Origin of the sequence: Kitasatospora sp. NA04385, from assembly GCF_013364235.1 — a bacterium.
In the GTDB taxonomy this organism is placed as follows: domain Bacteria; phylum Actinomycetota; class Actinomycetes; order Streptomycetales; family Streptomycetaceae; genus Kitasatospora.
The window spans coordinates 1409416-1432922 of the sequence record NZ_CP054919.1; the positions used below are offsets into that span (position 1 = coordinate 1409416).

A 23507-nucleotide genomic window follows, 5' to 3' on the forward strand; every position below is an offset into this window, starting at 1 on the left:
TTCGCACGTCGGGGGGCGGGGCCCGGCGCCCCGGCTCCCGGTCACTCCGGTTCGCGGGCCGGGCGGCCCGATGGTGCGGGGGTGAGCAGCGCGGCGAGCCGGTGGGTGTCCGCGAGGTAGCGCTCGTAGGGGAAGCCGGCGGCCAGCAGGGCGGTGCGGAACTCCTCCTCCAGCGGCTTGCCCTCGGCCAGGAAGGCGGCCTGGCCGGCGGGGGTGAGGGTGACCAGGCGGCGGCGGCGGTGGGCCGGGTCGACGGCGACCGCCACGTACCCCTCGGCCTCCAGCGGGCGCAGGGCCCGGCTGACGGCGGGGTCGGACAGGGCCAGGGCCTCGGCGAGCCGGTGCTGGGTGGCGGGCTGGATCTCCTCCAGGGTGCCCAGCAGGCGCAGTTGGCTGGTCGAGAGCCGCTGGTCGGGGCCGGAGCGGCGCCGGGCGGCGTCCCCCATCAGCATGACCACGCGGTAGAGGAGTTCTGCCAGTCCTTCGTCCATGGGGTTCATCCTACCCGACGCTTGCATGGTTAATATTAACCATGCAACACTCGAAGGCATGGACACTCTCCCGTACGCCGTCCGCACCTCGTTCCCGCTGCTCTTCCTGCTGGTGCCCGCCCTCGGGGCCCTGCTGAGCTGCCGCCGCCACCCGGACCGTCCGGCCGCGGAGACCTGGCAGCGCTGGTGGGCCGTCGGGGCGCTGGGCGCCGGCAGCCTCTGGGTCGCGGTCTCCTTCCTGGCCGCCCCGGGGGCCATGGCCGACGCCATCGGGTTCGCCCGCTCGCCGTTCCAGTTCGAGATCGCCTGCGCCAATCTCGGCATGGCCCTGCTGGGCTTCCGCGCCCGGTCGGCCTCCCCCCGCGAGCGCCTCACCGGCGGGCTCGCGGCGGCCGCCTTCCTGTGGGGCGCGGCGGCCGGCCACCTCTACCAGTGGTTCGCCCACGGTGACCACGCGGCCGGGAACACCGGCGGCATCCTGGCCACCGACGTCCTGGTCCCCGCCGTCATGATCGCCCTGGCCGTCCGGGACCTGCGCCGCGCCGCCCGCACCGCCGAGTCCTCCCGGCCCTCCCGGGTGACCGCCTGAGCACGGCGGCCCGCCCACCACGGCACGACGGCACCAAGGCACACGACACGACGACACGACGAAGGGGAACGACCGTCGCTCCGGACGGCCGTTCCCCTTCGTCGTGCTCGTTCGCCCCGCCGGTCAGCCGCCCAGGACGCCGACCACCTCGCCGATCACGATGACCGCCGGGGGCTTGATCCCCGCCGCGGTGACCGTCTCGCCGATGGTGGCGAGGGTCGCGTCGACCCGGCGCTGGGTGGCGGTGGTGCCCTCCTGGACGACGGCGACGGGGGTGTCCGCGGGGCGGCCGTGGGCGACGAGTTCGGCGGCGATCGCGCCGATCTTGTCGACGGCCATCAGCAGCACCAGGGTGCCGGTCATCCCCGCGACGGCCTCCCAGTTGGTGAGGGAGCGGTCGCCGGGGCCGACGTGGCCGGAGATGACGGTGAACTCGTGGGTGAGGCCGCGGTGGGTGACGGGGATGCCGGCGGCCGCGGGGACGCTGATCGAGGAGGAGATGCCGGGAACGACGGTGACCGGGACGCCCGCCTCGACGCAGGCGAGCAGCTCCTCGCCGCCGCGGCCGAAGACGTACGGGTCGCCGCCCTTGAGGCGGACCACGAACTTGCCCGCCTTGGCGTGCTCGATGAGCGTGTGGTTGATCGCCTCCTGGGCCATGTAGCGGCCGTAGGGGATCTTGGAGGCGTCGATCACCTCGACGTGCGGGGGCAGCTCGGCCAGCAGCTCGCGCGGGGCCAGGCGGTCGGCGACGACCACGTCGGCGTCGGCGAGCAGGCGGCGGCCGCGGACGGTGATCAGGTCGGGGTCGCCCGGCCCGCCGCCGACCAGGGCGACGCCGGCGTCCCGGGCCCGGTACTGGCGGGCGGCCAGGGAGCCGTCGCGCAGGCCGGCCACGATGGAGTCGCGCAGGGCGGCGGAGTGCCGGGGGTCGCCGGTGAGGACGGCGACGGTCGCGCCGGAGTCGTGGCCGGAGGCGGGCGTCCAGGCGGTGGCGGCGGCGGCGTCGTCGCTGCGGGAGCAGAACACCCGCAGCCGCTCGGCCTCGGCGGAGACGGCGGTGTTGACGGCGGGGTCGTCGGTGGCGACCAGGGCGTACCAGGTGTCGGCGAGGTCGCCGTCCGCGTAGGAGCGCCGGTGCCAGGTGAGTTCACCGGCGTCGGCCATCGCGGAGACGGCGGGGGTGGTGGCCGGGGATATCAGGTGGATGTCGGCGCCGGAGGCGATCAGCGCGGGCAGCCGGCGCTGGGCGACCTGTCCGCCACCGATGACGACGACCCGGCGGCCGGCGAGCAGCAGCCCGACCGGGTACGGGGTGAGGCCCTGGGTGGACGGGTGGGGGTGGGGCGTGGGCGCGGTCATGAGGGGGAGCTCCTGGGTGGGCGGCGGTGCTGGGGGGAGCCCTGTGCCGGCGCGCCCTTGAGCCGGTACGGGTTCGGCGGGGACGGCCGCCCCCTCGCACTGCGGGGGCGGCCGGCGCCGGCGGGTCAGGCCTTCTCGGTGACTCCGGCGGAGTCGAAGGTGGCTACATCGTGCATCGCCCGGGCCGCGCTCTGCACCAGCGGGAGGGCCAGCAGGGCACCGGTGCCCTCGCCGAGCCGCAGGTCGAGGTCGATCAGCGGGCGCAGGCCGAGCTTGGCCAGCGCGGTCTGGTGGCCGGGCTCGGCGGAGCGGTGGCCCGCGATGCAGGCCGCCAGCACCTCGGGGGCGATCGCCTTGGCGACCAGGGCGGCCGAACCGGCGATCACGCCGTCCAGGATCACCGGGACGCGCAGCGAGGCCGCGCCGAGCAGGAAGCCGGCGATCGCCGCGTGCTCCAGGCCGCCGACGGCCGACAGCACGCCGATCGGGTCGGCCGGGTCCGGCTTGTGCAGGTCGAGGGCCTGCCGGACGACCTCGACCTTGCGGGCGTGGGTCTCGTCGTCGATGCCGGTGCCGCGGCCGGTGACCTCGGCCGGGTCGGTCTCGGTGAACACCGAGATCAGCGCGGCGGAGGCGGTGGTGTTGGCGATGCCCATGTCGCCGGTGATCAGCACCTTGTTGCCGGCCGCGACCAGGTCCCGGGCGGTCTCGATGCCGACCTCGATCGCGCGCAGCGCCTCGTCCCGGCTCATCGCCGGGCCCTGCGTCATGTCGTCGGTGCCGGGCTTGACCTTGCGCGGCAGCAGGCCGGTGGTGCGGCCCTGCTGGATCGCGTCCGGCAGTTCGGCGGCCACGCCGACGTCGACCACGCACACCTCGGTGCCGACCTGCGCGGCGAACGCGTTGACCACCGCGCCGCCGGCCAGGAAGTTGCCGACCATCTGGGCGGTGACCTCCTGCGGCCACGGGGTGACGCCCTGGGCGTGCACGCCGTGGTCACCGGCGAAGATCGCCACGCAGCCGGGCTCCGGGATCGGCGGCGGGCACTGCCGGGCCAGGCCGGACAGCTGGGCCGCGATCACCTCCAGCACGCCGAGCGAGCCGGCCGGCTTGGTCATCCGCTTCTGCCGGTCCCACGCCTCGCCGAGCGCCTTGGCGTCCAGCGGGCGGATGCCGCGCAGGGTGTCGGACAGCAGGTCGTGCGGCTCCTCGCCGGGCAGCGCGCGGTTGCCGTACTGCTCCTCGTGCACCACCCAGGACAGCGGGCGCTTCTTCGCCCAGCCCTGCTGCTGCAGCTCCGGCTCGTCCGGGAACGCGTCCACGTAGCCGACGCACAGGTAGGCGACGACCTCCAGGTGCTCGGGCAGGCCGAGTTCGCGGACCAGCTCCTCCTCGTCGAAGAAGCTCACCCAGCCGACGCCCAGGCCCTCGGCGCGGGCCGCCAGCCACAGGTTCTCCACCGCGAGCGCGGCCGAGTACGGGGCCATCTGCGGCTGGGTGTGCCGACCCAGGGTGTGCCGGCCGCCGCGGGTGCGGTCGGCGGTCACCACGATGTTGACCGGCGTCTCCAGGATCGCCTCGATCTTGATTTCCTTGAACTGCTTGGCCCGGCCCTTGGGCAGCGAGTCCGCGTACGCCTCGCGCTGGCGCTCGGCCAGTTCGTGCATCTTCCGGCGGGTCTTCGCGGAGCGGATCACCACGAAGTCCCACGGCTGCGAGTAGCCGACGCTCGGCGCGGTGTGCGCCGCTTCCAGCACCCGGATCAGCACCTCGTGCGGGATCGCGTCCGGCCGGAAGCCGTTGCGGACGTCGCGGCGCTCGCGGATCACCTGGTGGACGGCCTCCCGGCCGGCCTCGTCGTAGCCGGGCGCGGCGGGCGGGCGCTCCTCCTCGGCGACGGGCTCGGCGGCGGGGTCGTCGGCCTCGACGGCGGGCTCGGTCTCGGCGGCGGCCACCGGGGCTTCGGCGGCGGGGGCGGCCTCGGGCTGGGGCTCGACGGCGGGCTCGGGCTCGGCTTCGGCCTCGAGGGCTTCGGTCTCGGTGGCTTCGGCCGCGGTCTCGGCGGCCGCCGGGGCCTCGGCGGGCTCGACGGCGACGGCCTCGGGCTGCTCGGTCGCCTCCGGCTCCGGCTCCGGCTCCGGCTTCGACTCGGTGACCGGCTCGGCCACGGCCTCGACCTCGACGGCCGGGGTCTCCTCCGCGGGCTCGGCGGCCGGAGCCTCGGCGGGCTCGACGGCGACCGCTTCGGGCTGGACCTGAGCGGCCTCGGCCTCGGGCTGAACGGCCTCCGCCTCGGCGGGCGCGGCCTGCTCGACCACCGGCACCTCGACGGCCGCCGGGGCCTCGACGGCAGCCTCGGGGTTCTCCGCAGCGGGCTCCAGCAGCGGCAGGCCGGCGGGGGCGGCCAGGAAGGCGGAGATGCGCCGGTGCGCGCCCCGGCCGGACGGCTTGGCGGCCTGCGCGGGGATCGGCTCCGCGGCGGCCTCGCCGCTCACCGTCTCCGCGTCCACGGCCTCGGGCTGGACCTGAGCGGCCTCGGCCTCGGGCTGAACGGCCTCCGCCTCGGCGGGCGCGGCCTGCTCGGCCACCGGCACCTCGACGGCAGCCGGGGCCTCGACGGCCGCCGGCACCTCGACGGCGACGGCCTCGACCACCGGAGCGGCGGCCTGCTGCGCGACCGGCTCGGCGGGCCCGGCCGGCTCGACGAACACCGGGGCCAGGTTCGCGGCGGGCACGGCGACCGGTTCGGCCACGGCGGCGGCCACGGCCTCGGCCACGATCGCCGGAGCCGCCACGGCCTCCGCCACCGGCTCCACCACGGGCGCGGCGACCGGCTCGACGACCGGTTCGACGACGGGCTCCGCCGCCACCGCCTCGGCGACGGCCGCGGCCGCGGCGGCCTCGACCACCTGCGGCTGCACCGGCGCGGGCACCTGGACGACCGGGGTCTGCACCGCGACCGGCGCCGGCACCTGCTGCGCCGGGGCCTGGAGCGGCTGCGCCTGCTGCACCGTCTCGGCGGTCGGCACCGGCACCCCGTACGCGGGCGTGCCGCCGGGGGCGGACGGGCCGCGGTCGGCGAGGGAGCGGACGGGGACGTGACCGGTCATCAGGGACGGGTCGGGGATCGGCGGTCCGGCGTGCAGCGGGCGGCGCGGCTGGGCCGGTACGGGCTGCTGGACGGCGGCGGGGGCGGGCTGCGCCTGCGAGGCACCGAGGTGCAGGGTGCCGCCGACCTCCGCGCCGTCGGCGGGCGCGCCCGGCGCGGCCTCGACCGGAACGGCCTCCACCGGGGCGGCCACCGGGGCGGCCTCGGCCGGAGCGCCTTCCGCCGGGGCGGCCGCGGCGGGCACCAGCGGCACGGGCTCGGCGGGCACGGCGACGGTGAGGACGGGGGGTGCGAGCGGCGGCCAGGACGGCGCGACGGGCGTGCCGGGCGGCTGTTCACCGGCGACGGCCTCGGTGCCCTGCGCGGCGTCGCCCCAGGCGGTCTGCGGGCCGGGCATCAGCAGGACGTCGTCCTCCTCCTCGCCGTCGGGCTGGTCGAGGAAGGTGTACGCGGGCCGCTGGTCGCCGTGCCAGGGCCCGGCGGGCGCGGCGGGCTGGAGGGGCGCGCCGAGGTGGGGCTCCGGGACGGGTCCGCCGGGCCCGGGTTCGGGCGCGAGGGGACCGGCACTGGGGGCGTGGCCGCCGTCGGTCATGTCAATGCTCCTTCCAGGCCGCTTGCGCGTCCTCGGCGAGGTCCCCGAAGGCCCCGCCCACTTCGCCGGAACGGAACCGCACCGACCCGTCCCTTACTCCATCGGCCGTCACCCGCACGGGTGGCGTGCCATCAGAAACAACGACGGCCCCGGGCAACCGGCACGACGGCGCGGCCGCTCCGGACCCTCACGGCATTCTTCCGGGCGGGTGCGCACCACGTCGAATGCCCGCGAAGCGGGCCGTTCGGGTTGCAACGCGTCAAATGGGTGGCAACCGTGCCGGATCGGACACGGTGCTGCATCGACGGGATGGTCCCCCGGGGAAACCCTACCGGCCGCGGCCGGGCCGATCTCGAAACCGTGTCCGGATGCGACGGGGATCACCGTACCGCCCGGGTCGGACGGTCCGGCGGGGTCGCAAACGGAGATCAGTCGTACGGTTCTCCCCAGATCAGCAGGGTGTAGTCGCCCCGTCCGAAGGAGGGGCCGGCGCCCCCGTCGGCCTCGGCGCGCAGGGGTGCGGACTGGAGCAGCAGGCCGTCGGTGCGGTAGCCGGCGCCGTCCAGGATGCGGCGGGTCTCGGTGGCTTCGGCGAGGCTGCCGGCGACGGCGACGACGCGTTCGGGTTTGCGGGCGGCGACGGCGCGGACCATGGCGGGGCCGCCCTGTTCGACGGCGACGGCGTCGGGTTCGGGGAGGGCGCCGAGGACCTCGGGGCCGGAGCCCGCGGCGGTCTCGACCTCGACGCCGCACCGGCGGGCGTTGGCCGAGATCCGGGCGCAGTCGGCGGGTTCGGCCTCGACGGCGACCACGGCGGCACCGAACCGGGCGGCTTCGACGGCGAGCGCGCCGTCCCCGGCGCCGACGGTCCACAGCAGGTCGCCGGGGGCGGGCGCGAGCCGGGCCAGGGCCAGCGCGCGGACGTGCGGCGGGAGTGCGCGGGGGCGCCTGCCCTCGGCGTCCGCTCCGGCGTACGCCCGGCCGGGGAGCGCCCAGCCGCGCTGGGCGCCGGGGTGGTCGAGCGGTTTGCCGGCCAGCCAGCCGGAGGCGGCCTCGGCGGGCGGGACGTTGCCGATGACCAGGACGATCGAGGGGTCGCGCCAGTCGTGGTCGGGCACGCGCTCGGAGGTGAGGACGGTGACGTCCTCGTCGGGGGTGCCGAGCCCCTCGCAGACCACGAAGGTGCGGGGGACGCCGCGGAGCATCAGGGCGAGTTCGCTGGGCCCGGCGCCGCCGGTGGTGAGGACCGCGACCTTGGGGTGGGCCCGGCAGACGTTGGCGGCGCGGCGCAGGCGGCCGCCGTGGGCGGAGACCACCTGGGCGTCCTCCCAGGCCATGCCGGCCCGGGCGAAGGCGGTGGCCACCGAGGAGACGGCGGGCAGGACTTCGAGTTCGAGGCCGTACTCGGGGCGGCGCAGGGTGCGCACGACGCCGAAGAAGCCGGGGTCGCCCTCGGCGACGACGACGGCGGCGCCGCGGTGGTCGGCGATCTTCCGGGCGGCGGCCCGCAGGTCGGCGAGGCCGATGCGTTCGGCGCGGTCGGGAACGGGGAGCGCGGCGAGTTGGTAGGCCGCTCCGGCGACCAGGGTGGCTCCGGCGAGCGCGCCGACGGCGGCCTGGGTCAGAGGGGTGCCGTCCCACCCGATGACCGTGATCCGGTCAGCCATCTGCGGCTGTTCTCCCTACGCCGTCGTTCCGCCCCTGGTGGGGTGCGTCGTGGACGCTCCCTGGGCAGAGGCTACCGCCTGGCCGGGGTGGTGCGGGCCCGTGGCGCGCGCCGGGGGCGTGAACAACCGGGGCACGGCCGGGGCGCGGCGGGGGCGCGGCGGGGGCGCGGCCGGGAAAAGGTGCGGTGGCGGGCCCGGGCTCAGCGCGGCAGGGCGTGGTAGCGGTCGTCGGGGTGGACGGGTTCGGGCGGGTCGAGGTCCTCGGGGAGCAGGCTCCACACGATCAGGTCGGTGTGCTCCTCGGGGCCCGGCCCCCACTCGCCGCCGCGGACTATGCCGGCGTTGCGCAGCACGCCCTCGCTGATCGCACCGGTCTTCTGGGCGACCTGCTGGGCGGCGGTGTTGCCGGCGGCGGTGCGCAGTTCGAGGCGCTGGAAGCCGCGGTCCTCGAACAGCCACTGGGCGGTGCCGAGGACGGCCTCGGGCGCGTAGCCCTCGCCGCGGGCCCAGGGGGCGGTGACGAAGCGGACCTCGGTGGCGCGCAGGTGCCAGTCGGTGCGGTCGAGTTCGAGCAGGCCGACCAGCCGCTGGGTGAGGTGCTCGGTGACGGCGAAAACGATTCCGCGCCCCCGGGCGCGCCGTTCGGGGGCGTGCCGGGCGATCAGCTCGTGGGCGTCGTCCTGGCGGTAGGGGCGGGGGTGGCCGGTCCAGGTCTGGACGAGTTCGTCGCCGAGCATGGCGGCCAGCCCGGGGGCGTCCTGCTCCTCAAGGGCGCGCAGCAGCAGCCGTTCGGTGCTGATGGCTGTCTCGGGGAAGTTCGCAACCATGCCGTCTCTCCTCGCCGGGTCGTGGACACACCGTACGCCCCGCCCTTCGTCGGGCGTGCCAGCGTACCCGCTCCGCACCTCACGGCTCGTCAGCACGGTGCCCCCGGCGGGGAGGCCGGGGGCACCGAGGGGGCGACGGTCGGGTCAGAACGCCGGGATGACGGCGCCCTGGAAGTTGTCGTCGATGTACTTCTTCACCTCGTCGGAGTGCAGCAGCTCGGCGAGCTTCTGGACCCGCGGGTCGTTCTCGTGGCCCTTCTTGACGGCGAGGATGTTGGCGTAGGGGTTGCCCTCCGCCTTCTCCAGCACCAGGGCGTCGGTGGACGGCTTGAGGTTGGCGCCCAGGGCGTAGTTGCCGTTGATGACGGCGGCGTCGACGTCGTCGAGGGAGCGCGGCAGCTGGGCCGCCTCCAGCTCCTTGAACTTGAGGTTCTTCGGGTTGGCGGTGATGTCCTGGACGGTGGCGGTGGTGCCGGCGCCGTCCTTGAGGGTGATCACGCCGTTGTCGGAGAGCAGCTTGAGCGCCCGGCCCTCGTTGGTGGCGTCGCTGGGGACGGCGACCTGGGCGCCGTCCTTGAGCTCGCCGACGCTCTTGACCTTCTTGGAGTAGACGCCGAGCGGCTCCAGGTGGACGGTCTCGACCGACACGATGTTCGTGCCGTTCTTCTTGTTGAAGTCGTCCAGGTAGGGCTGGTGCTGGAAGTAGTTCGCGTCCGCGGAGCCGTCCTGGACCGAGGTGTTGGGGGTCACGTAGTCGCTGACCTCCTTGATGTCCAGCTTGAGGCCGGCCTTGGCCGCCAGGTTGTCCTGCACGAACTTGAGGATCTGCGCGTGCGGGGTGGGGCTGGCGGCGACCACCAGGGCCTTGTTCGGGTCGGCGGAGGCGCCGGAGTCGGAGGAGCCCGAGGAGCAGGCCGCGAGGGTGAGCGCGAGGCCGGCGGCGGTGGCGGTGAGGGCGGTGGTCTTCAGGACGTTACGCACGAAAAGTGCCTTTCTGCGGGATGCGAACGGCCCTGGTGGGGCCGGGGTGCCCGTCCGGTGGTGCGGGACGGGGAGTCAGGGGGAGGAGAGCAGGTCTTCCTCGGTGTCGTCCGGCTTCGCCGTGGCGGAGCGGAAGAAGCCGAGCGGGCTGCGGTAGTCGCCGCGGTGCGAGAGCCGGCGGGCGGCGAAGTCGCCGAGCAGCTGGACCACGGTGACGATGACGACCAGTTCGGCGACGATGACCCACATGAAGCCGGTCTCGAAGCGCTGGTAGCCGTAGCGGATGGCGAGGTCGCCGAGGCCGCCGCCGCCGACCGCGCCGGCCATCGCGGAGTAGCCGATCAGGGCGATCACCGTGGTGGTGGCGGAGGCGACCAGCGAGGGCAGCGCCTCGGGCAGCAGGGTCTTGCGGACGATGGCGCCGGTGCCGGCGCCCATCGACTTGAGCGCCTCGACCAGGCCGCCGTCGACCTCGCGGATCGAGGTCTCCACCAGGCGGGCGAAGAACGGGATCGCGCCGATCGCGAGCGGGACGCTGGCGGCCTGCCAGCCGAGCGTGGTGCCCGCGATCGCCCGGGTGAGCGGGATCACCGCGACGATCAGGATGACGAACGGGATGGAGCGCCCGACGTTGACGACAGCGCCGAGCACCCGGCTGACCGCCAGGTTCTGCAGCAGGCCGCCCTTGTCGGTGAGCACCAGCAGCAGCCCGATCGGCAGGCCGATCAGCAGGCTGGCGAGGCCGGAGATGCCGACCATGCCGAAGGTCTCCCAGGTGGCGGGCCACATCAGTTCCTGCATCTGGTCCCAGGTCATGCCGCCGCTCCGTTCGACAGGTCGAGGACGTCCACCTGGAGGCCCTGTTGGCGCAGGTAGCCGATCGGCACCACGTTGTCGGTGTGGCTGCCGGGCAGTTCGACCCGCATCCGGCCGACCAGGCGGCCGGCGATGGTCTCGACGGCCGCGCCGAGGATGTTGATGTCGATCTGGTAGGTGCGGGCCAGCTGGGAGACGAACGGCTGGGCGGGCGCGTCGCCCTGGAAGGTGATCTCCAGGACGGTGCGTTCCGGCCCCCCGGTGCCGAAGTCGCCGAGCGGGAAGAGGTCCCGGGCGATCCGCGAGTGGCCGTCGGCGAGCAGGTCGGTGAGCCGTCCGGTCTCGACGACCTTGCCGCCGCGCATCAGGGCCGCCGAGTCGCAGACCGACTTGATGACGTCCATCTCGTGGGTGATCAGCAGGACGGTCAGGCCGAGCCGCTGGTTGAGCTCGCGCAGCAGCTGGAGGATCGAGCGGGTGGTCTCCGGGTCGAGCGCGCTGGTGGCCTCGTCGGAGAGCAGCACCTTGGGGTCGCCGGCCAGGGCGCGGGCGATGCCGACGCGCTGCTTCTGGCCGCCGGACAGCTGGCCGGGGTAGCTGCGGGCCTTGTCGGCGAGGCCGACCAGGTCGAGCAGTTCGGCGGCCTTGCGGCGGCGTTCGCGCCGGTCCAGGCCGGTGATCTCCAGCGGCAGTTCGACGTTCTGCTGGACGGTGCGCGAGGACAGCAGGTTGAAGTGCTGGAACACCATGCCGATCCGGCGGCGGGCTTCGCGCAGCTCGCGTCCGGCCCGCCGCTCGCTGCCGGACAGCGCGGTCAGTTCCACGCCGTCGACGGTGACGGTGCCGGAGGTGGGCCGCTCCAGCAGGTTGACGCACCGGATCAGGGTGGACTTGCCGGCGCCGCTGGTGCCGACGACCCCGAACACCTCGCCCTGCCGCACGTGCAGGTCGACGTCGTCCAGCGCCCGGACCTCGCGGCCCTGGGAGCGGTACACCTTGGTCAGGCCCTTGGTGGTGATCACAGCTGCTTCCGTTGTTCGTCAGCGGACGGCCGCGGGGGCGTCCGCGCCAATGGCGGGATGGGCACGCGGGTGCCTGGGAAGGTGGGTGCCGACGTCGTTTCGATCATGGCCGCCGGTCGGGCGGGCCGCCCGTGGGCGTGGCCCTAACGAGTCATCGGCGGCGGGGCGTCGGCGGGCGCCGGGCGGAGGCCCTCAGCTGCGACACATTCGACGGCCGCACATGCGCGACTCACCTGCCGGCGTCGCGCCGGTGGGGATGCATGTCGTCGTCGTGGTCATGGAACCCAGTAAATCAGACAATTGGTCCACGTCCCAATTCTCGGGACATGCCGTCCGCAATGCGGACACGACCCTTGCCGCGCAAGGGATGCGGCGCCGGGAACACCGCGGCGCCCGACCCCTCGTGCGGGTCGGGCGCCGCGCTGCGGCTCTCGGGCGCTCGGTCTTCAGGCCGCCAGCGTGGTCGCGACCGGCTTGGACAGCGTCACGATCGACAGCCGGCGGGACACCTCGCGCACCTCGGTCTCCCGGTAGCCGAGCCTGCGGTACAGCCGCAGGTTGCCCAGGCTGCGGTGGCCGGTGAACAGCTCGAAGCCGCCCACCGCGCCGTCGGCGGCCAGCTGCGTCTCCAGCGCCTCCAGCAGGCGGCGGCCCAGGCCGTGCCGCTGCATCCGCGGGTGCACCACCAGCCGGCCGATCTGGCCCACGCCGTTGCCGTCCACCCAGCCGCGGACGCTGCCCACGACCTCGTCGCCGAGCCGGGCCACCAGCACCCGGTGCTCGGACATCTCGGCCTTCAGGCTCTCCAGGCTCTGGGTCAGCGGTTCCAGCGTCCAGTCGCCGTACAGTTCTGCTTCGCTCTGGTAACCGAGGTACTGGAGCTTGAGGATCTGCTCCGCCTCTTCCGGTCGTGCCGCTGCGATGATCACACTCATGCCCATGTGCGGGGGCCTCCATCGTTAAGTGCCCGGCGCGTGCGAGTGAGGGTCCTGCACCGGTTCCTGTCCGAGGTGTGCCCGGACGGGGATCGGCCCGGCCCGGGAAAAGCGCGACGCGCCCCGCCGGACGGTGGTCCGGACAGCCGGGACTGACGCGCTCACGCTCAGTATCCGGGCAGTCGGGCGACCGTCAAGAGAGACGTTCGCCACCGCTCTACCCAGACGCCAGCCGTTCTCAACCTCCCCGACGCCCGACGTGGCGAGCGTCACGCCCCCGCGGGCCGCGCCGTCACCCGCTCGGCCGGATGTTCTGGTTGACCCGGAACAGGTTCGCCGGGTCGTACCGGTCCTTCAGCGCCACCAGCCGCTCGTACTTCGCCAGCCCGTACGCCTCCACCACCCGGGCCTGCCCCTCCCGGCCCATCAGGTTCACGTACGCCCCGCCCGAGGAGAACGGGCGCATCGCCTCCCAGCACCCCCGCACCCACGCCGTGTGCGGCTCCGCCGGGCCCTCGGTCCACCGGCTCGCCGCGTTCAGCAGGTACGGCGCCGCCCGGTGGGTGTACGCGGTGTCCTCCGGCCCCACCCGGGCCACCGCCCCGCCCAGGAACGCCAGTTGCACGTGCGCGCCCGGGCCCGGCATCGCCTCGACCTGCTCGGCCAGCCGGCCGATCGCCGCCCCGTCCAGCACCGACAGGAACTCCGAACGGCCGAAGTTCGCCGCCCCCGGCCCCCGGCCCGCGTCCAGCGCCTTCTGCCACAGCGCGTACGGCCGGGTCTGCACGGTGTCCACCAGCACCCCCGGCAGGGCGCGCAGCGGCGCCACCGCCTCCCGGCCCCGGTCGGCCCGGCCGGACCAGCACAGGCCGATCCGCAGCACCGTCCGGTCGGGCAGCTGCGGCACCCCGTGCGGGCGGCCGAACTCCACCCCCACCGTCAGGCCGTCCGGCGCCGCCGCCATGAAGTCCCGCACCTCGGCGAGGGTCTGCGCCAGCAGCTCCACCGGCAGGTACAGCGCCCCGCACAGCACGTGCGGGCCCACCCGGTGCAGCCGGTAGGTGAACGAGGTCACCACCCCGAAGTTGCCGCCGCCGCCGCGCAGCCCCGCGAACAGCTCCGGGTGCGCGGCCGCGCTCGCCGTCAGCAACCGCCCCTCGGCGGTCACCACGTCCGCCTCCAGCAGATTGTCGCAGGTCAGCCCGTACGCCCGGGCCAGCCAGCCCACTCCCCCACCGAGCGTCACGCCCGCGATGCCCGCCCCCGAGTACGGCGCGCCCGGCGTCGCCAGGTCGAACGCCTGCGTCTCGTGGTCGAACGCCCCCCAGGTCACCCCCGGCTGCGCCCGCGCGAGCCGGCGGGCCGGGTCCACCCGGACGCCGCGCAGCCGGGACAGGTCGATCAGCAGGCCGCCGTCGCAGGTGCCGAGCCCGGCCAGGCCGTGGCCCGCGCCGCGGACCCCCGCGAACAGGCCGTGCTCCCGGGCCACCGCGACGGCCTGCAGCACGTCGGCGACGCCGGTGCACCGGGCGATCACCTCGGGGCGCCGGTCCACCGCGCCGTTCCACACCGCCCGGGCCGCGTCGTACTCCTCGTCCCCGGGCACCACGACCTCGCCCCGGAACCCCTCGGCCAGCGCGGCGGCTGCTTTGGACATGGATCCAGCGTAGGCCGGAAGGCGGGCGGGGGCCCGGGGAACTGCCGGCGGACGGGCATGCACCACCAGGGGGCCCGGGGAACTGTCGGCGGACGGGCATGCACCACCAGGGGGCCGGGGAACTGTCGGCGGACGGGCATGCACCACTAGGGGCCCGGGGAACGGCGGGGCCGTGCTGCTGGTGGCCGGAGCCCATCGGAGTGTCCGTGCTGCTGCGTGCCGTAACAGGAACCAGAAGCAGATGCGCGCCACGGCAGTGCACCGTCAGCAGACCCGGGCTCGCCGTTCCCCGAGCCCCTGGCGGTGCTCTCTCTTCGCCGTTCTCAGCCGAGCCCCTGACGGGGCTCTGCTCAGGCCAGCCAGGACTGCTGGGCCGCGAGGTCCTCCTTGATCTCGGCGAGCTGGACGGCGACCGCCGAGGGGGCGGTGCCGCCGCGGCCGTCGCGGGAGGCGATCGCGCCGTGGACCGACAGGACGGAGCGGACCTCGGGGGTGAGGTGCGGGGAGATCCCGGCGAACTGGGCGTCCGTCAGGTCGGAGAGCTCGATGCCCTCGGCCTCGCAGACCTTGACGCAGGCGCCGGCCACCTCGTGCGCGACCCGGAACGGGACGCCCTGCTTGACCAGCCACTCGGCGATGTCGGTGGCCAGCGAGAAGCCGGCCGGGGCCAGCTCCTCCAGGCGCTCGCGGTGCACCGTCAGGGTGGCGATCATGCCGGTGAAGGCGGGGAGCAGGACCTCCAGGGTGTCGCAGGAGTCGAAGACCGGCTCCTTGTCCTCCTGGAGGTCGCGGTTGTAGGCGAGCGGCAGCGCCTTGAGGGTGGCGAGCAGGCCGGTCAGGTTGCCGATCAGGCGGCCGGACTTGCCGCGGGCCAGCTCCGCGATGTCGGGGTTCTTCTTCTGCGGCATGATCGACGATCCGGTGGAGAAGGCGTCGTGCAGCGTGATGAAGCCGAACTCCTTGGTGTTCCAGATGATGATCTCCTCCGCGATCCGCGAGAGGTTGATGCCGATCATCGCGGTGACGAAGGCGAACTCGGCGACGAAGTCGCGCGAGGCGGTGCCGTCGATCGAGTTGCCCACCGAGCCGCGCTCGAAGCCGAGGTCCGCGGCGACGGCCTGCGGGTCGAGGCCGAGCGAGGAGCCGGCCAGCGCGCCGGAGCCGTACGGGGAGACGGCGGTGCGGGTGTCCCACTGGCGCAGCCGCTCGGCGTCCCGGCCGAGGGCCTGGACGTGGGCGAGGACGTGGTGGGCGAAGAGCACCGGCTGGGCGTGCTGGAGGTGGGTGCGGCCGGGCATCGCGGTGTCCGGGTGGGCCTCGGCGAGGCCGACCAGGGCGTGCTGGAGGTCGAGCAGCAGGGCGCCGATGGCCTTGCCGTGGTCGCGCAGGTACATCCGGAACAGGGTGGCGATCTGGTCGTTGCGCGAGCGCCCGGCGCGGAGCTTGCCCCCGAGGTCGGGGCCCAGGCGCTCCAGCAGGCCGCGCTCCAGGGCGGTGTGCACGTCCTCGTCGGCGACGGTGCCGGTGAAGGCGCCGGACTCGACGTCGGCGAGCAGCTGGTCGAGGCCGGCCAGCATGCCGTCGAGCTCGGCGGCGCTGAGCAGCCCGGCCTTGTGCAGGACGCGGGCGTGCGCCTTGGAGCCGGCGATGTCGTAGGGGGCGAGCCGCCAGTCGAAGTGGACGGAGGCGGAGAGCTTGGCCAGGGCCTCGGAGGGGCCGTCGGCGAAGCGCGCGCCCCAGAGGCGGACGTCTGCGGGCTGGTCGGCGGTCATCGCGTGGGCTCCTTCGGAGGCGGGTCTGGGTGCGGCGCCGCCCCGGCCACCCGTACGTCGACGGGGTGCCGGGGCAGCGGTACTGACGGTGGATCAGGCCAGGTCGCGGCGGGCGGCGATCTTCGAGGACATGCCGAAGATCTCGATGAAGCCCTTGGACATGGACTGGTCGAAGGTGTCGCCGGTGTCGTAGGTGGCGAGGTTGAAGTCGTACAGCGACCGGTCCGACTTGCGGCCGTTGACCACCGCGCGGCCGCCGTGCAGGACCATCCGGATCTCGCCGGAGACGTGCTGGTTGGCCTCGTTGACGAAGCCGTCCAGGGCGCGCTTGAGCGGGGAGAACCACAGGCCGTCGTAGACCAGCTCGGCCCAGCGCTGCTCGACCTGCCGCTTGTAGCGGGCGAGTTCGCGCTCGACGGTGACGTTCTCCAGGGCCTGGTGGGCGGTGATCAGGGCGATCGCGCCGGGGGCCTCGTAGATCTCGCGGGACTTGATGCCGACCAGGCGGTCCTCGACCATGTCGAGGCGGCCGATGCCCTGGGCGCCGGCCCGCTTGTTCAGCTCCTCGATGGCCTGGAGCACGGTGACCTTGCGGCCGTCGATCGCGACCGGGACGCCGGCCTCGAAGGTGATGACGACCTCGTCGGCCTCGCGCGCGGCGGCCGGGTCCTGGGTGTACTCGTAGACGTCCTCGATCGGGGCGTTCCAGATGTCTTCCAGGAAGCCGGTCTCGACGGCGCGGCCGAAGACGTTCTGGTCGATCGAGTACGGGTTCTTCTTGGTGGTGACGATCGGGAGGTTCTTGGCCTCGGCGAAGGCGATCGCCTTGTCGCGGGTCATCGCGTAGTCGCGGACCGGGGCGATGCACTTCAGGCTCGGGGCCAGCGACTGGATGCCGACCTCGAAGCGGACCTGGTCGTTGCCCTTGCCGGTGCAGCCGTGGGCGACGGTGGTGGCGCCGTGCTTCTGGGCGGCGGCGACCAGGTGCTTGACGATCACCGGGCGGGAGAGCGCGGAGACCAGCGGGTACTGGCCCTGGTACAGGGCGTTGGCCTTGAGGGCCGGCAGGCAGTACTCGTCGGCGAACTCGTCGCGGGCGTCGGCGACCTCGGCCTCGACGGCGCCGCAGTCGAGCGCGCGCTGGCGGATGACCTCCAGGTCCTCGCCGCCCTGGCCGACGTCGACGGCGACGGCGATGACCTCGGCGCCGGTCTCCTCGGCGATCCAGCCGATGCAGACGGACGTGTCCAGACCGCCCGAGTAGGCGAGTACGACGCGCTCAGTCACGGCTATCTCCATTCACAAACACAGGTTCCATGCGGCGTTAGGCATAAGTATGCACCACCGCGTATGAGTTCACAAACCAGTACCGCACGGCGGGTTTAGAACGGCCGGGAACTACTGCGACTTGGCCTGGGCGAGTTGCATCAGGTGGTCGGCGAGCGCCTGCCCGCCGGCCGCGTCGCGGCTGATCAGCAGCACGGTGTCGTCGCCCGCGATGGTGCCGAGGATCTCGAACACCTCGGCGGTGTCGATCGCCGAGGCCAGGAACTGGGCCGCGCCCGGCGGGGTGCGCAGCACCACCAGGTTGCCGGAGGCGGTGGCGGAGACCATCAGCTCGCCCGCCAGCCGGGCCATCCGGGCCTCGCTGGCGGACTCGCCCATGGGCGCCCGGGGGGTGCGGTCGCCGCCCTCGGCCGGGACGGCGTAGATGAGCGCGCCGTCCCGGTTGCGGATCTTCACCGCTCCGAGCTCGTCCAGGTCCCGGGAGAGGGTGGCCTGGGTGACCACGAGTCCGTCGTCGGCGAGCAGCTTGGCGAGCTGGCTCTGCGAGCGGACGGGCTGACGGGTCAGCAGGTCCACGATCCGCCGGTGGCGCGCGGTGCGGGTCTGCGGGACCTGCGGCGTGGGGCCGGTGGCGGGGGTCGTGGGCTCGGGGCGTTCGGTCATAACTGATGATTCTCCTGAAGGACGCTCAGCTGGTCGCGCCGGGGGCGGCTTCGCGGACCGTCCGGAGGATCTCGGGCAGTGCGGCGAGGAAGCCGTCGGCCTGCTCCTCGGTCAGCACCAGCGGCGGGACCAGCCGGACGGCGTCCGCGACGGCGGCGTTGACCAGGAAGCCCGCCTCCTGCGCGGCGGCCTGGACCTGCCCGGCGACCGGCTCGGTGAGCACGATGCCCAGCAGCAGGCCCTTGCCCCGGACGTGGTCGACCAGCGGGTCGCCGATCGCCTCGATGCCGGTGCGCAGCCGCTCGCCGAGCTTGGCGGCGTGCTCCAGCAGGCCCTGCTCCTCGATGGTGCGCAGCACGGCGAGGCCGGCCGAGGCGACCACCGGGTTGCCGCCGAAGGTGGTGCCGTGGTGGCCGGGGCCGAGCAGGTCGGCGGCCGGGCCGAAGGCGAGCACGGCGCCGATCGGCAGGCCGCCGCCGAGGCCCTTGGCGAGGGTGACGACGTCGGGGTCGACGCCCTCGTACGCCTGGTGGGCGAACCAGTGGCCGGTGCGGCCGGTGCCGGTCTGGATCTCGTCCAGGACCAGCAGGGTGCCGGTGGCCCGGGTGATCTCGCGGGCGGCCCGCAGGTAGCCGTCGGGGAGCGGGATCGCGCCGTTCTCGCCCTGGATCGGCTCCAGGAAGACGGCGGCGGTGTCGGTGGTGACGGCGGCGCGCAGGGCCTCGACGTCGCCGAACGGGACGTAGCTGACGTCGCCGGGCAGCGGCTTGAACGGTTCCTGCTTGCCGGGCTGGGCGGTGAGCGCGAGGGCGCCCATGGTCCGGCCGTGGAAGGCGCCCTGGAGCGAGACCAGGTGGGTGCGGCCGGTCAGCCGGGAGATCTTGAAGGCGGCCTCGTTGGCCTCGGTGCCGGAGTTGCAGAAGAAGACCTTGCCCGGGCGGCCGGCCAGCTCGATCAGCTTCTCAGCGAGTTCGATCGTCGGCTCGGCCGTGAACAGGTTGGAGACGTGGCCCAGGGTGGTGAGCTGCTCCGTGACCGCCGCGACGATCGCGGGGTGGGCGGTGCCCAGCGCGTTGACCGCGATGCCGCCGACCAGGTCGAGGTACTGCTTGCCGTCGGCGTCCCACAGCAGCGAGCCCTCACCGCGCACCAGCGGGATCCGCGGGGTGCCGTAGTTGTTCATCAGGCTGTGCTTGTACCGCTCGATGATGGCGTCGTTGCTCATGCCAGGCCCCCCAGTACGGTGCTCTCGTCGTCCGGCACGACCATGGTGCCGATGCCCTCGTCGGTGAAGATCTCCAGCAGCAGGCTGTGCTGGACGCGGCCGTCCAGGACGCGGGCGGTGCCCACGCCGGAGCGGACGGCGCGCAGGCAGCCCTCCATCTTGGGGAGCATGCCGGAGGCCAGGGTGGGGAGCATCTCCTCCAGCTCGCTGGCGTTCAGCTGGCTGATCACGTCGTCGGAGTCCGGCCAGTCCTTGTAGAGGCCCTCGACGTCGGTGAGCACGACCAGCATCTCGGCGCCGAGCGCGACCGCCATCGCGGCGGCGGCGGTGTCGGCGTTGATGTTGTAGACGTGGCCGTCGGTGCCGCGGGCGATCGAGGAGATCACCGGGATGCGGCCGTCGGCGATCAGCGCCTTCACGGCGCCGGCCTCGATGTTGACGATGTCGCCGACCAGGCCGATGTCGACCTGCTCGCCGTCGACCACGGCGTAGCGCTTGGCGGCGGTCATGGTGTGGGCGTCCTCGCCGGTCATGCCGACGGCGAACGGGCCGTGCGTGTTGAGCAGGCCGACCAGTTCGCGCTGGACCTGCCCGGCGAGCACCATCCGGACCACGTCCATGGTCTCGGGGGTGGTGACGCGCAGGCCGGCGGTGAAGGAGGACTCCAGGCCGAGCCGGTCGAGCTGGGCGCTGATCTGCGGGCCGCCGCCGTGCACGACGACGGGGTGCAGGCCGGCGAACCGGAGGAAGACGACGTCCTGGGCGAACGCGGCCTTGAGGTCCTCGTCGACCATGGCGTTGCCGCCGAACTTGATGACCACGGTCTTGCCGTGGAAGCGCTCCAGCCAGGGCAGCGCCTCGATCAGGGTGCGGGCCTTGGGCAGGGCGGCGTTGCTGCGGGCCTGTTCGCCCTTGGGTGCGATCTGCATGGCGGTGGGACGACCCCCCTCGGGTCAGCTGGAGTAGGCGCTGTTCTCGTGCACGTACTCGGCGGTCAGGTCGTTGGTCCAGACCGTGGCCGTGGCCCGACCGGCCTTCAGGTCGGCGGTGATGACGACCTCGCGGTCCTTCATCGAGACCAGGTCGCGGTCCTCGCCGACGCCGCCGTCCCGGCAGACCCAGACGCCGTTGATGGCGACGTCCAGCCGGTCCGGGTCGAAGGCGGCGGAGGTGGTGCCGATCGCGGACAGCACCCGGCCCCAGTTGGGGTCCTCGCCGTGGATGGCGCACTTGAGCAGGTTGCTGCGGGAGACGGTGCGGGCGACCTCGACGGCCTCGTCCTCGGTGGCCGCGTTGACCACCTCGATCCGGATGTCCTTGGAGGCGCCCTCGGCGTCGCCGATCAGCTGGCGGGCCAGGTCGGCGCAGACGGTGCGCACGGCCTCGGCGAACTCGGCCTGCTCCGGGGTGACTTCGGAGGCGCCGGAGGCGAGCAGCAGCACGGTGTCGTTGGTGGACATGCAGCCGTCGGAGTCGACCCGGTCGAAGGTGGTGCGGGTGGCCTCGCGCAGCGCGGCGTCCAGGCCGGCGGAGTCGACCGCGGCGTCGGTGGTGACCACGACCAGCATGGTGGCCAGGCCGGGGGCGAGCATGCCCGCGCCCTTGGCCATGCCGCCGACCGTCCAGCCCGCGGGGGCGGTGACCTGGGCGGTCTTGTGCACGGTGTCGGTGGTCTTGATGGCGATCGCGGCGCTCTCGCCGCCGGTGTCGCTGAGCGCCCCGACGGCCAGTTCGACGCCGGGCAGCAGCTTGTCCATCGGCAGCCGGACGCCGATCAGGCCGGTGGAGCAGACCGCGACCTCGATGGCGCCGATGCCGAGTTCGGCGGCGACCTTCTCGGCGGTGGCGTGGGTGTCCTGGAAGCCCTCGGGGCCGGTGCAGGCGTTGGCGCCGCCGGAGTTGAGGATCACGGCGGCCAGTTCGCCGTCGTTCAGCACCTGGCGCGACCACTTGACCGGCGCGGCGTGCACCCGGTTGGAGGTGAACACGCCGGCGGCGGCGTGCTGCGGGCCGTCGTTGACGACCAGCGCGAGGTCCGGGTTGCCGGACGCCTTGAGGCCCGCGGTGACGCCCGCCGCGCGGAAGCCCTTGGCCGCGGTGACGCCGACGTTGCCGGTGCCGCCGGTGCTGCCGGTGTTCTGGTCCTGGGTGGTCACGGTGCGACTCCGTTCAGCGGGAGGCCGAGCTCCTCGGGGAGGCCGAGGGCGATGTTCATGCTCTGCACCGCGCCGCCGGCGGTGCCCTTCACCAGGTTGTCGATCGCGCTGATCGCGATGATCCGCCCGGCGTGCTCGTCCAGCACGACCTGGAGCACGGCCGCGTTCGAGCCGTACACCGACGAGGTGTGCGGCCACTGGCCCTCGGGCAGCAGGTGGACGAACGGCTCGTCGGCGTACGCCTTCTCGTACGCGGCGCGCAGCTCGGCGCCGGTGGTGCCGGGCTTCGCCTTGGCCGAGCAGGTGGCGAGGATGCCGCGCGGCATCGGCGCCAGGGTGGGCGTGAAGGAGACGGTGACCGGCTCGCCCGCGAGCGGGGTCAGGTTCTGCGCCATCTCCGGGGTGTGCCGGTGGCCGCCGCCGACGCCGTACGGGCTCATCGAGCCCATCACCTCGCTGCCCAGCAGGTGCGCCTTGGCGGCCTTGCCCGCGCCGGAGGTGCCGGACGCGGCGGTGATCACCGCCTCCGGCTCGGCCAGGCCCGCGGCGAACACCGGGTACATGGCGAGCGTGACGGCGGTCGGGTAGCAGCCGGGCACGGCGATCCGCTTGCTGCCGCGCAGCGCCTCGCGGTGGCCGGGCAGTTCGGGCAGGCCGTAGGGCCACGTCCCGGCGTGCGGGGAGCCGTAGAACTGCTCCCAGTCGGCCGACGACTTCAGCCGGTGGTCGGCGCCCAGGTCGACCACCAGGACGTCCTCGCCGAGCTGGGCGGCGACCTCCGCGGACTGGCCGTGCGGCAGGCCGAGGAAGACGATGTCGTGCCCCGCCAGCGTCTGGGGGTTGGTCGGCTCCAGCACCCGGTCGGCCAGACCGATCAGGTGCGGCTGCAGCGCGCCGAAGCGCTGCCCCGCGTTGGAACCGCCGGTCAGCGCCCCGATCTCCACCTCCGGGTGCGCCTGCAGCAGCCGCAGCACCTCACCGCCCGCGTACCCGCTCGCTCCGGCGACGGCAACTCGCAATACCATGGCATTCCCTCCTGGAGCCCAGCATGAATATACGCAGGCTAGCAAAATCATGCAAGGATGCGGTCGGCCCGGACGCTGTCGCTCCTGCCTCCTAGAGTGCCGCCGTGACCGATCTCGCCGTCGTGGCGCACCTGTTGACCGGGGACGGCCTCCCGGTGGAACTGCCGACCTGCCACCCCCGCCTCCCGCTGGCCGCCGGGATCAGCACCGACGAGGAGGCCGACCGCTCGCTCGTCCGGGTCTGGGACTACTCCGGCGGGCGGCTGCGCGCACTCGACGCCTTCGACGTCGCGATCTTCTCCGGCAACATGGGCGACCGCCAGCTGCCACCGGCCGTCTGGCACCCGCACGAACCCGTGCTGACCGTCGCCGACGAAGCCCTGCTGCGCCGCTGGACCCCGGACGGCCCGGCCGCGCCGCTGCCCGCCCCCGGCTGGTGCGAGGCGCTCGCCCACAGCCCGGACGGCCGCCACCTGTGGGCCGCGACGAGCGACGGCGACGACACCTCGACGGTCCTCGACCCCGCCACCGGCGCCACCGCCCCCGCCCGCTGGTGGGACACCGGCGTCGGCACGCACCCCTCCGGCGAGCTGGTCGCCACCCTGTGCAGCGACCAGGGCGCCACCTTCGTCCTGTTCGCCCGCCCCGGCGGCCCGGACGGGGCGATGCGGCAGCAGCGGCGCGCCCTGATCCTCGACGTCGACGGCTACGGCGCCCCGCTGTTCAGCCCCGACGGGCGCCACCTCGTCCTGCGCGGCAACGCCTACGTCGAGACGCTGGACGTCTTCGCCTTCCCCTCCCTGCGCGAGGTCCTGCACACCGTCCTCGCCCGCGACGAGCAGTGGCCCCGCCACAACCTCGCCTTCGGCCCGCAACCCGGCGTGCTGTGGATCGGCACCCCCGGCGGCACCCTGGTCGAACTGGACCTGGAGGCCCGGGAAGCCGTCGAGCACGGGGACCCGAGCGGGGCGGCGGTCACCGCGCTGACCGCGACCGCCGGCGGCGAACTGCTGGTCGCCCGGGCGGGCGGCACCCTCGCCCTGCTGACCGTGCCCACCGGGAACGAGCCCTCGGCCCCGGCCGCCACGGCGGACGCGGACGCGGCGGCGTTCCTGGCCGGCACCGGGGACGTCCCCGCCGACGGCGAGCTCGACGGCCACCTGGACTTCACCGACGGCACGCACGACTGGGACCGGGCGAAACTGGCCGAGGTCACCGACGCCTCCCCCGCCGACCCCACCTGGCTCCGACTCCAAGCCCACATGAACCGGTTCTCCGCGCAGCACGCCGACTGACGAGCACCCGGACGGCCCCCGGCCCGGCCGTGTGCG

19 protein-coding genes are annotated in these 23507 nt (G+C 74.1%); 2 read left to right on the forward strand and 17 right to left on the reverse strand.

The window, feature by feature from the left end:
- Positions 1-41: 41 nt before the first annotated feature.
- Positions 42-491, reverse strand: coding sequence for a MarR family winged helix-turn-helix transcriptional regulator (locus HUT16_RS06070; RefSeq protein WP_176186168.1), 450 nt, complete (start codon positions 489-491; stop codon positions 42-44).
- A 58-nt stretch (positions 492-549) separates the two neighbouring features.
- Between HUT16_RS06070 and HUT16_RS06075 the strand changes: the two genes are divergently transcribed.
- Entirely contained in the window at positions 550-1080 is a 531-nt protein-coding gene (locus tag HUT16_RS06075) for a DUF6790 family protein (protein WP_176186170.1), read from the forward strand.
- 123 nt (positions 1081-1203) lie between these two features.
- Here the strand turns inward: HUT16_RS06075 and cobA are convergent, their stop codons facing one another.
- The 16 genes from cobA to argC all read right to left on the reverse strand — a co-directional run bounded on the left by cobA (position 1204) and on the right by argC (position 22176).
- Positions 1204-2442: a uroporphyrinogen-III C-methyltransferase gene (cobA, locus tag HUT16_RS06080; RefSeq protein ID WP_176186172.1), complete on the reverse strand. Its 1239-nt coding sequence runs from the start codon at positions 2440-2442 to the stop codon at positions 1204-1206.
- 125 nt (positions 2443-2567) lie between these two features.
- A complete protein-coding gene (gene cobT / locus HUT16_RS06085) occupies positions 2568-6143 on the reverse strand; it encodes a nicotinate-nucleotide--dimethylbenzimidazole phosphoribosyltransferase (RefSeq protein WP_176186174.1) in 3576 nt (1191 codons plus the stop codon).
- Positions 6144-6571: 428 nt separating this feature from the next.
- The gene (cbiE, locus tag HUT16_RS06090; protein WP_176186176.1) at positions 6572-7810 is read right to left on the reverse strand and encodes a precorrin-6y C5,15-methyltransferase (decarboxylating) subunit CbiE; all 1239 of its coding nucleotides are present in this window, start codon (positions 7808-7810) and stop codon (positions 6572-6574) included.
- A gap of 200 nt (positions 7811-8010) precedes the next feature.
- Positions 8011-8637 (reverse strand): GNAT family N-acetyltransferase, encoded by a 627-nt coding sequence (locus tag HUT16_RS06095; protein WP_176186178.1) that lies wholly within the window; start codon positions 8635-8637, stop codon positions 8011-8013.
- 144 nt (positions 8638-8781) lie between these two features.
- Positions 8782-9618 (reverse strand): MetQ/NlpA family ABC transporter substrate-binding protein, encoded by an 837-nt coding sequence (locus HUT16_RS06100; protein ID WP_176186180.1) that lies wholly within the window; start codon positions 9616-9618, stop codon positions 8782-8784.
- A 75-nt stretch (positions 9619-9693) separates the two neighbouring features.
- Complete coding sequence (locus HUT16_RS06105; RefSeq protein ID WP_176186182.1) at positions 9694-10434, reverse strand: methionine ABC transporter permease; 741 nt, start codon at positions 10432-10434, stop codon at positions 9694-9696.
- Entirely contained in the window at positions 10431-11456 is a 1026-nt protein-coding gene (locus tag HUT16_RS06110; RefSeq protein WP_176186184.1) for a methionine ABC transporter ATP-binding protein, read from the reverse strand. The genes HUT16_RS06105 and HUT16_RS06110 overlap by 4 nt, the downstream gene beginning before the upstream one ends.
- Positions 11457-11902: 446 nt before the next feature.
- Positions 11903-12397, reverse strand: a complete 495-nt coding sequence (locus HUT16_RS06115) for a GNAT family N-acetyltransferase (RefSeq protein WP_176186186.1) — start codon at positions 12395-12397, stop codon at positions 11903-11905.
- A gap of 286 nt (positions 12398-12683) precedes the next feature.
- The gene (locus HUT16_RS06120; RefSeq protein WP_176186188.1) at positions 12684-14048 is read right to left on the reverse strand and encodes an FAD-binding oxidoreductase; all 1365 of its coding nucleotides are present in this window, start codon (positions 14046-14048) and stop codon (positions 12684-12686) included.
- A gap of 350 nt (positions 14049-14398) precedes the next feature.
- Entirely contained in the window at positions 14399-15820 is a 1422-nt protein-coding gene (gene argH / locus HUT16_RS06125; RefSeq protein WP_176186190.1) for an argininosuccinate lyase, read from the reverse strand.
- Positions 15821-15913: 93 nt separating this feature from the next.
- Positions 15914-17107 carry an argininosuccinate synthase gene (locus HUT16_RS06130; protein WP_176186192.1) on the reverse strand — a complete coding sequence of 398 codons (1194 nt, stop codon included), beginning with the start codon at positions 17105-17107 and terminating at the stop codon, positions 15914-15916.
- A 111-nt stretch (positions 17108-17218) separates the two neighbouring features.
- Positions 17219-17770 (reverse strand): arginine repressor, encoded by a 552-nt coding sequence (locus tag HUT16_RS06135; protein ID WP_176186194.1) that lies wholly within the window; start codon positions 17768-17770, stop codon positions 17219-17221.
- Positions 17771-17795: 25 nt separating this feature from the next.
- Entirely contained in the window at positions 17796-18995 is a 1200-nt protein-coding gene (locus HUT16_RS06140; RefSeq protein WP_176186196.1) for an acetylornithine transaminase, read from the reverse strand.
- Positions 18992-19924: an acetylglutamate kinase gene (gene argB / locus HUT16_RS06145; protein WP_176186198.1), complete on the reverse strand. Its 933-nt coding sequence runs from the start codon at positions 19922-19924 to the stop codon at positions 18992-18994. The genes HUT16_RS06140 and argB overlap by 4 nt, the downstream gene beginning before the upstream one ends.
- A gap of 24 nt (positions 19925-19948) precedes the next feature.
- Positions 19949-21151, reverse strand: coding sequence for a bifunctional glutamate N-acetyltransferase/amino-acid acetyltransferase ArgJ (gene argJ / locus HUT16_RS06150; protein WP_176186200.1), 1203 nt, complete (start codon positions 21149-21151; stop codon positions 19949-19951).
- Positions 21148-22176 carry an N-acetyl-gamma-glutamyl-phosphate reductase gene (argC, locus tag HUT16_RS06155; protein WP_176186202.1) on the reverse strand — a complete coding sequence of 343 codons (1029 nt, stop codon included), beginning with the start codon at positions 22174-22176 and terminating at the stop codon, positions 21148-21150. The genes argJ and argC overlap by 4 nt, the downstream gene beginning before the upstream one ends.
- A gap of 104 nt (positions 22177-22280) precedes the next feature.
- On the opposite strand from argC, the gene HUT16_RS06160 reads away from it, so the two are divergent.
- Positions 22281-23471, forward strand: coding sequence for a hypothetical protein (locus HUT16_RS06160; protein ID WP_254897662.1), 1191 nt, complete (start codon positions 22281-22283; stop codon positions 23469-23471).
- Positions 23472-23507 lie beyond the last annotated feature (36 nt).

Excerpts from the sequence above, each read along its gene's own strand:
- HUT16_RS06070 (WP_176186168.1), bottom strand. The coding sequence starts at position 491 with ATGGACGAAGGACTGGCAGAACTCCTCTACCGCGTGGTCATGCTGATG.
- HUT16_RS06075 (WP_176186170.1), top strand. The coding sequence starts at position 550 with ATGGACACTCTCCCGTACGCCGTCCGCACCTCGTTCCCGCTGCTCTTC.
- cobA (WP_176186172.1), bottom strand. The coding sequence starts at position 2,442 with ATGACCGCGCCCACGCCCCACCCCCACCCGTCCACCCAGGGCCTCACC.
- cobT (WP_176186174.1), bottom strand. The coding sequence starts at position 6,143 with ATGACCGACGGCGGCCACGCCCCCAGTGCCGGTCCCCTCGCGCCCGAA.
- cbiE (WP_176186176.1), bottom strand. The coding sequence starts at position 7,810 with ATGGCTGACCGGATCACGGTCATCGGGTGGGACGGCACCCCTCTGACC.
- HUT16_RS06095 (WP_176186178.1), bottom strand. The coding sequence starts at position 8,637 with ATGGTTGCGAACTTCCCCGAGACAGCCATCAGCACCGAACGGCTGCTG.
- HUT16_RS06105 (WP_176186182.1), bottom strand. The coding sequence starts at position 10,434 with ATGACCTGGGACCAGATGCAGGAACTGATGTGGCCCGCCACCTGGGAG.
- HUT16_RS06115 (WP_176186186.1), bottom strand. The coding sequence starts at position 12,397 with ATGGGCATGAGTGTGATCATCGCAGCGGCACGACCGGAAGAGGCGGAG.
- HUT16_RS06120 (WP_176186188.1), bottom strand. The coding sequence starts at position 14,048 with ATGTCCAAAGCAGCCGCCGCGCTGGCCGAGGGGTTCCGGGGCGAGGTC.
- argH (WP_176186190.1), bottom strand. The coding sequence starts at position 15,820 with ATGACCGCCGACCAGCCCGCAGACGTCCGCCTCTGGGGCGCGCGCTTC.
- HUT16_RS06135 (WP_176186194.1), bottom strand. The coding sequence starts at position 17,770 with ATGACCGAACGCCCCGAGCCCACGACCCCCGCCACCGGCCCCACGCCG.
- HUT16_RS06140 (WP_176186196.1), bottom strand. The coding sequence starts at position 18,995 with ATGAGCAACGACGCCATCATCGAGCGGTACAAGCACAGCCTGATGAAC.
- argB (WP_176186198.1), bottom strand. The coding sequence starts at position 19,924 with ATGCAGATCGCACCCAAGGGCGAACAGGCCCGCAGCAACGCCGCCCTG.
- argC (WP_176186202.1), bottom strand. The coding sequence starts at position 22,176 with ATGGTATTGCGAGTTGCCGTCGCCGGAGCGAGCGGGTACGCGGGCGGT.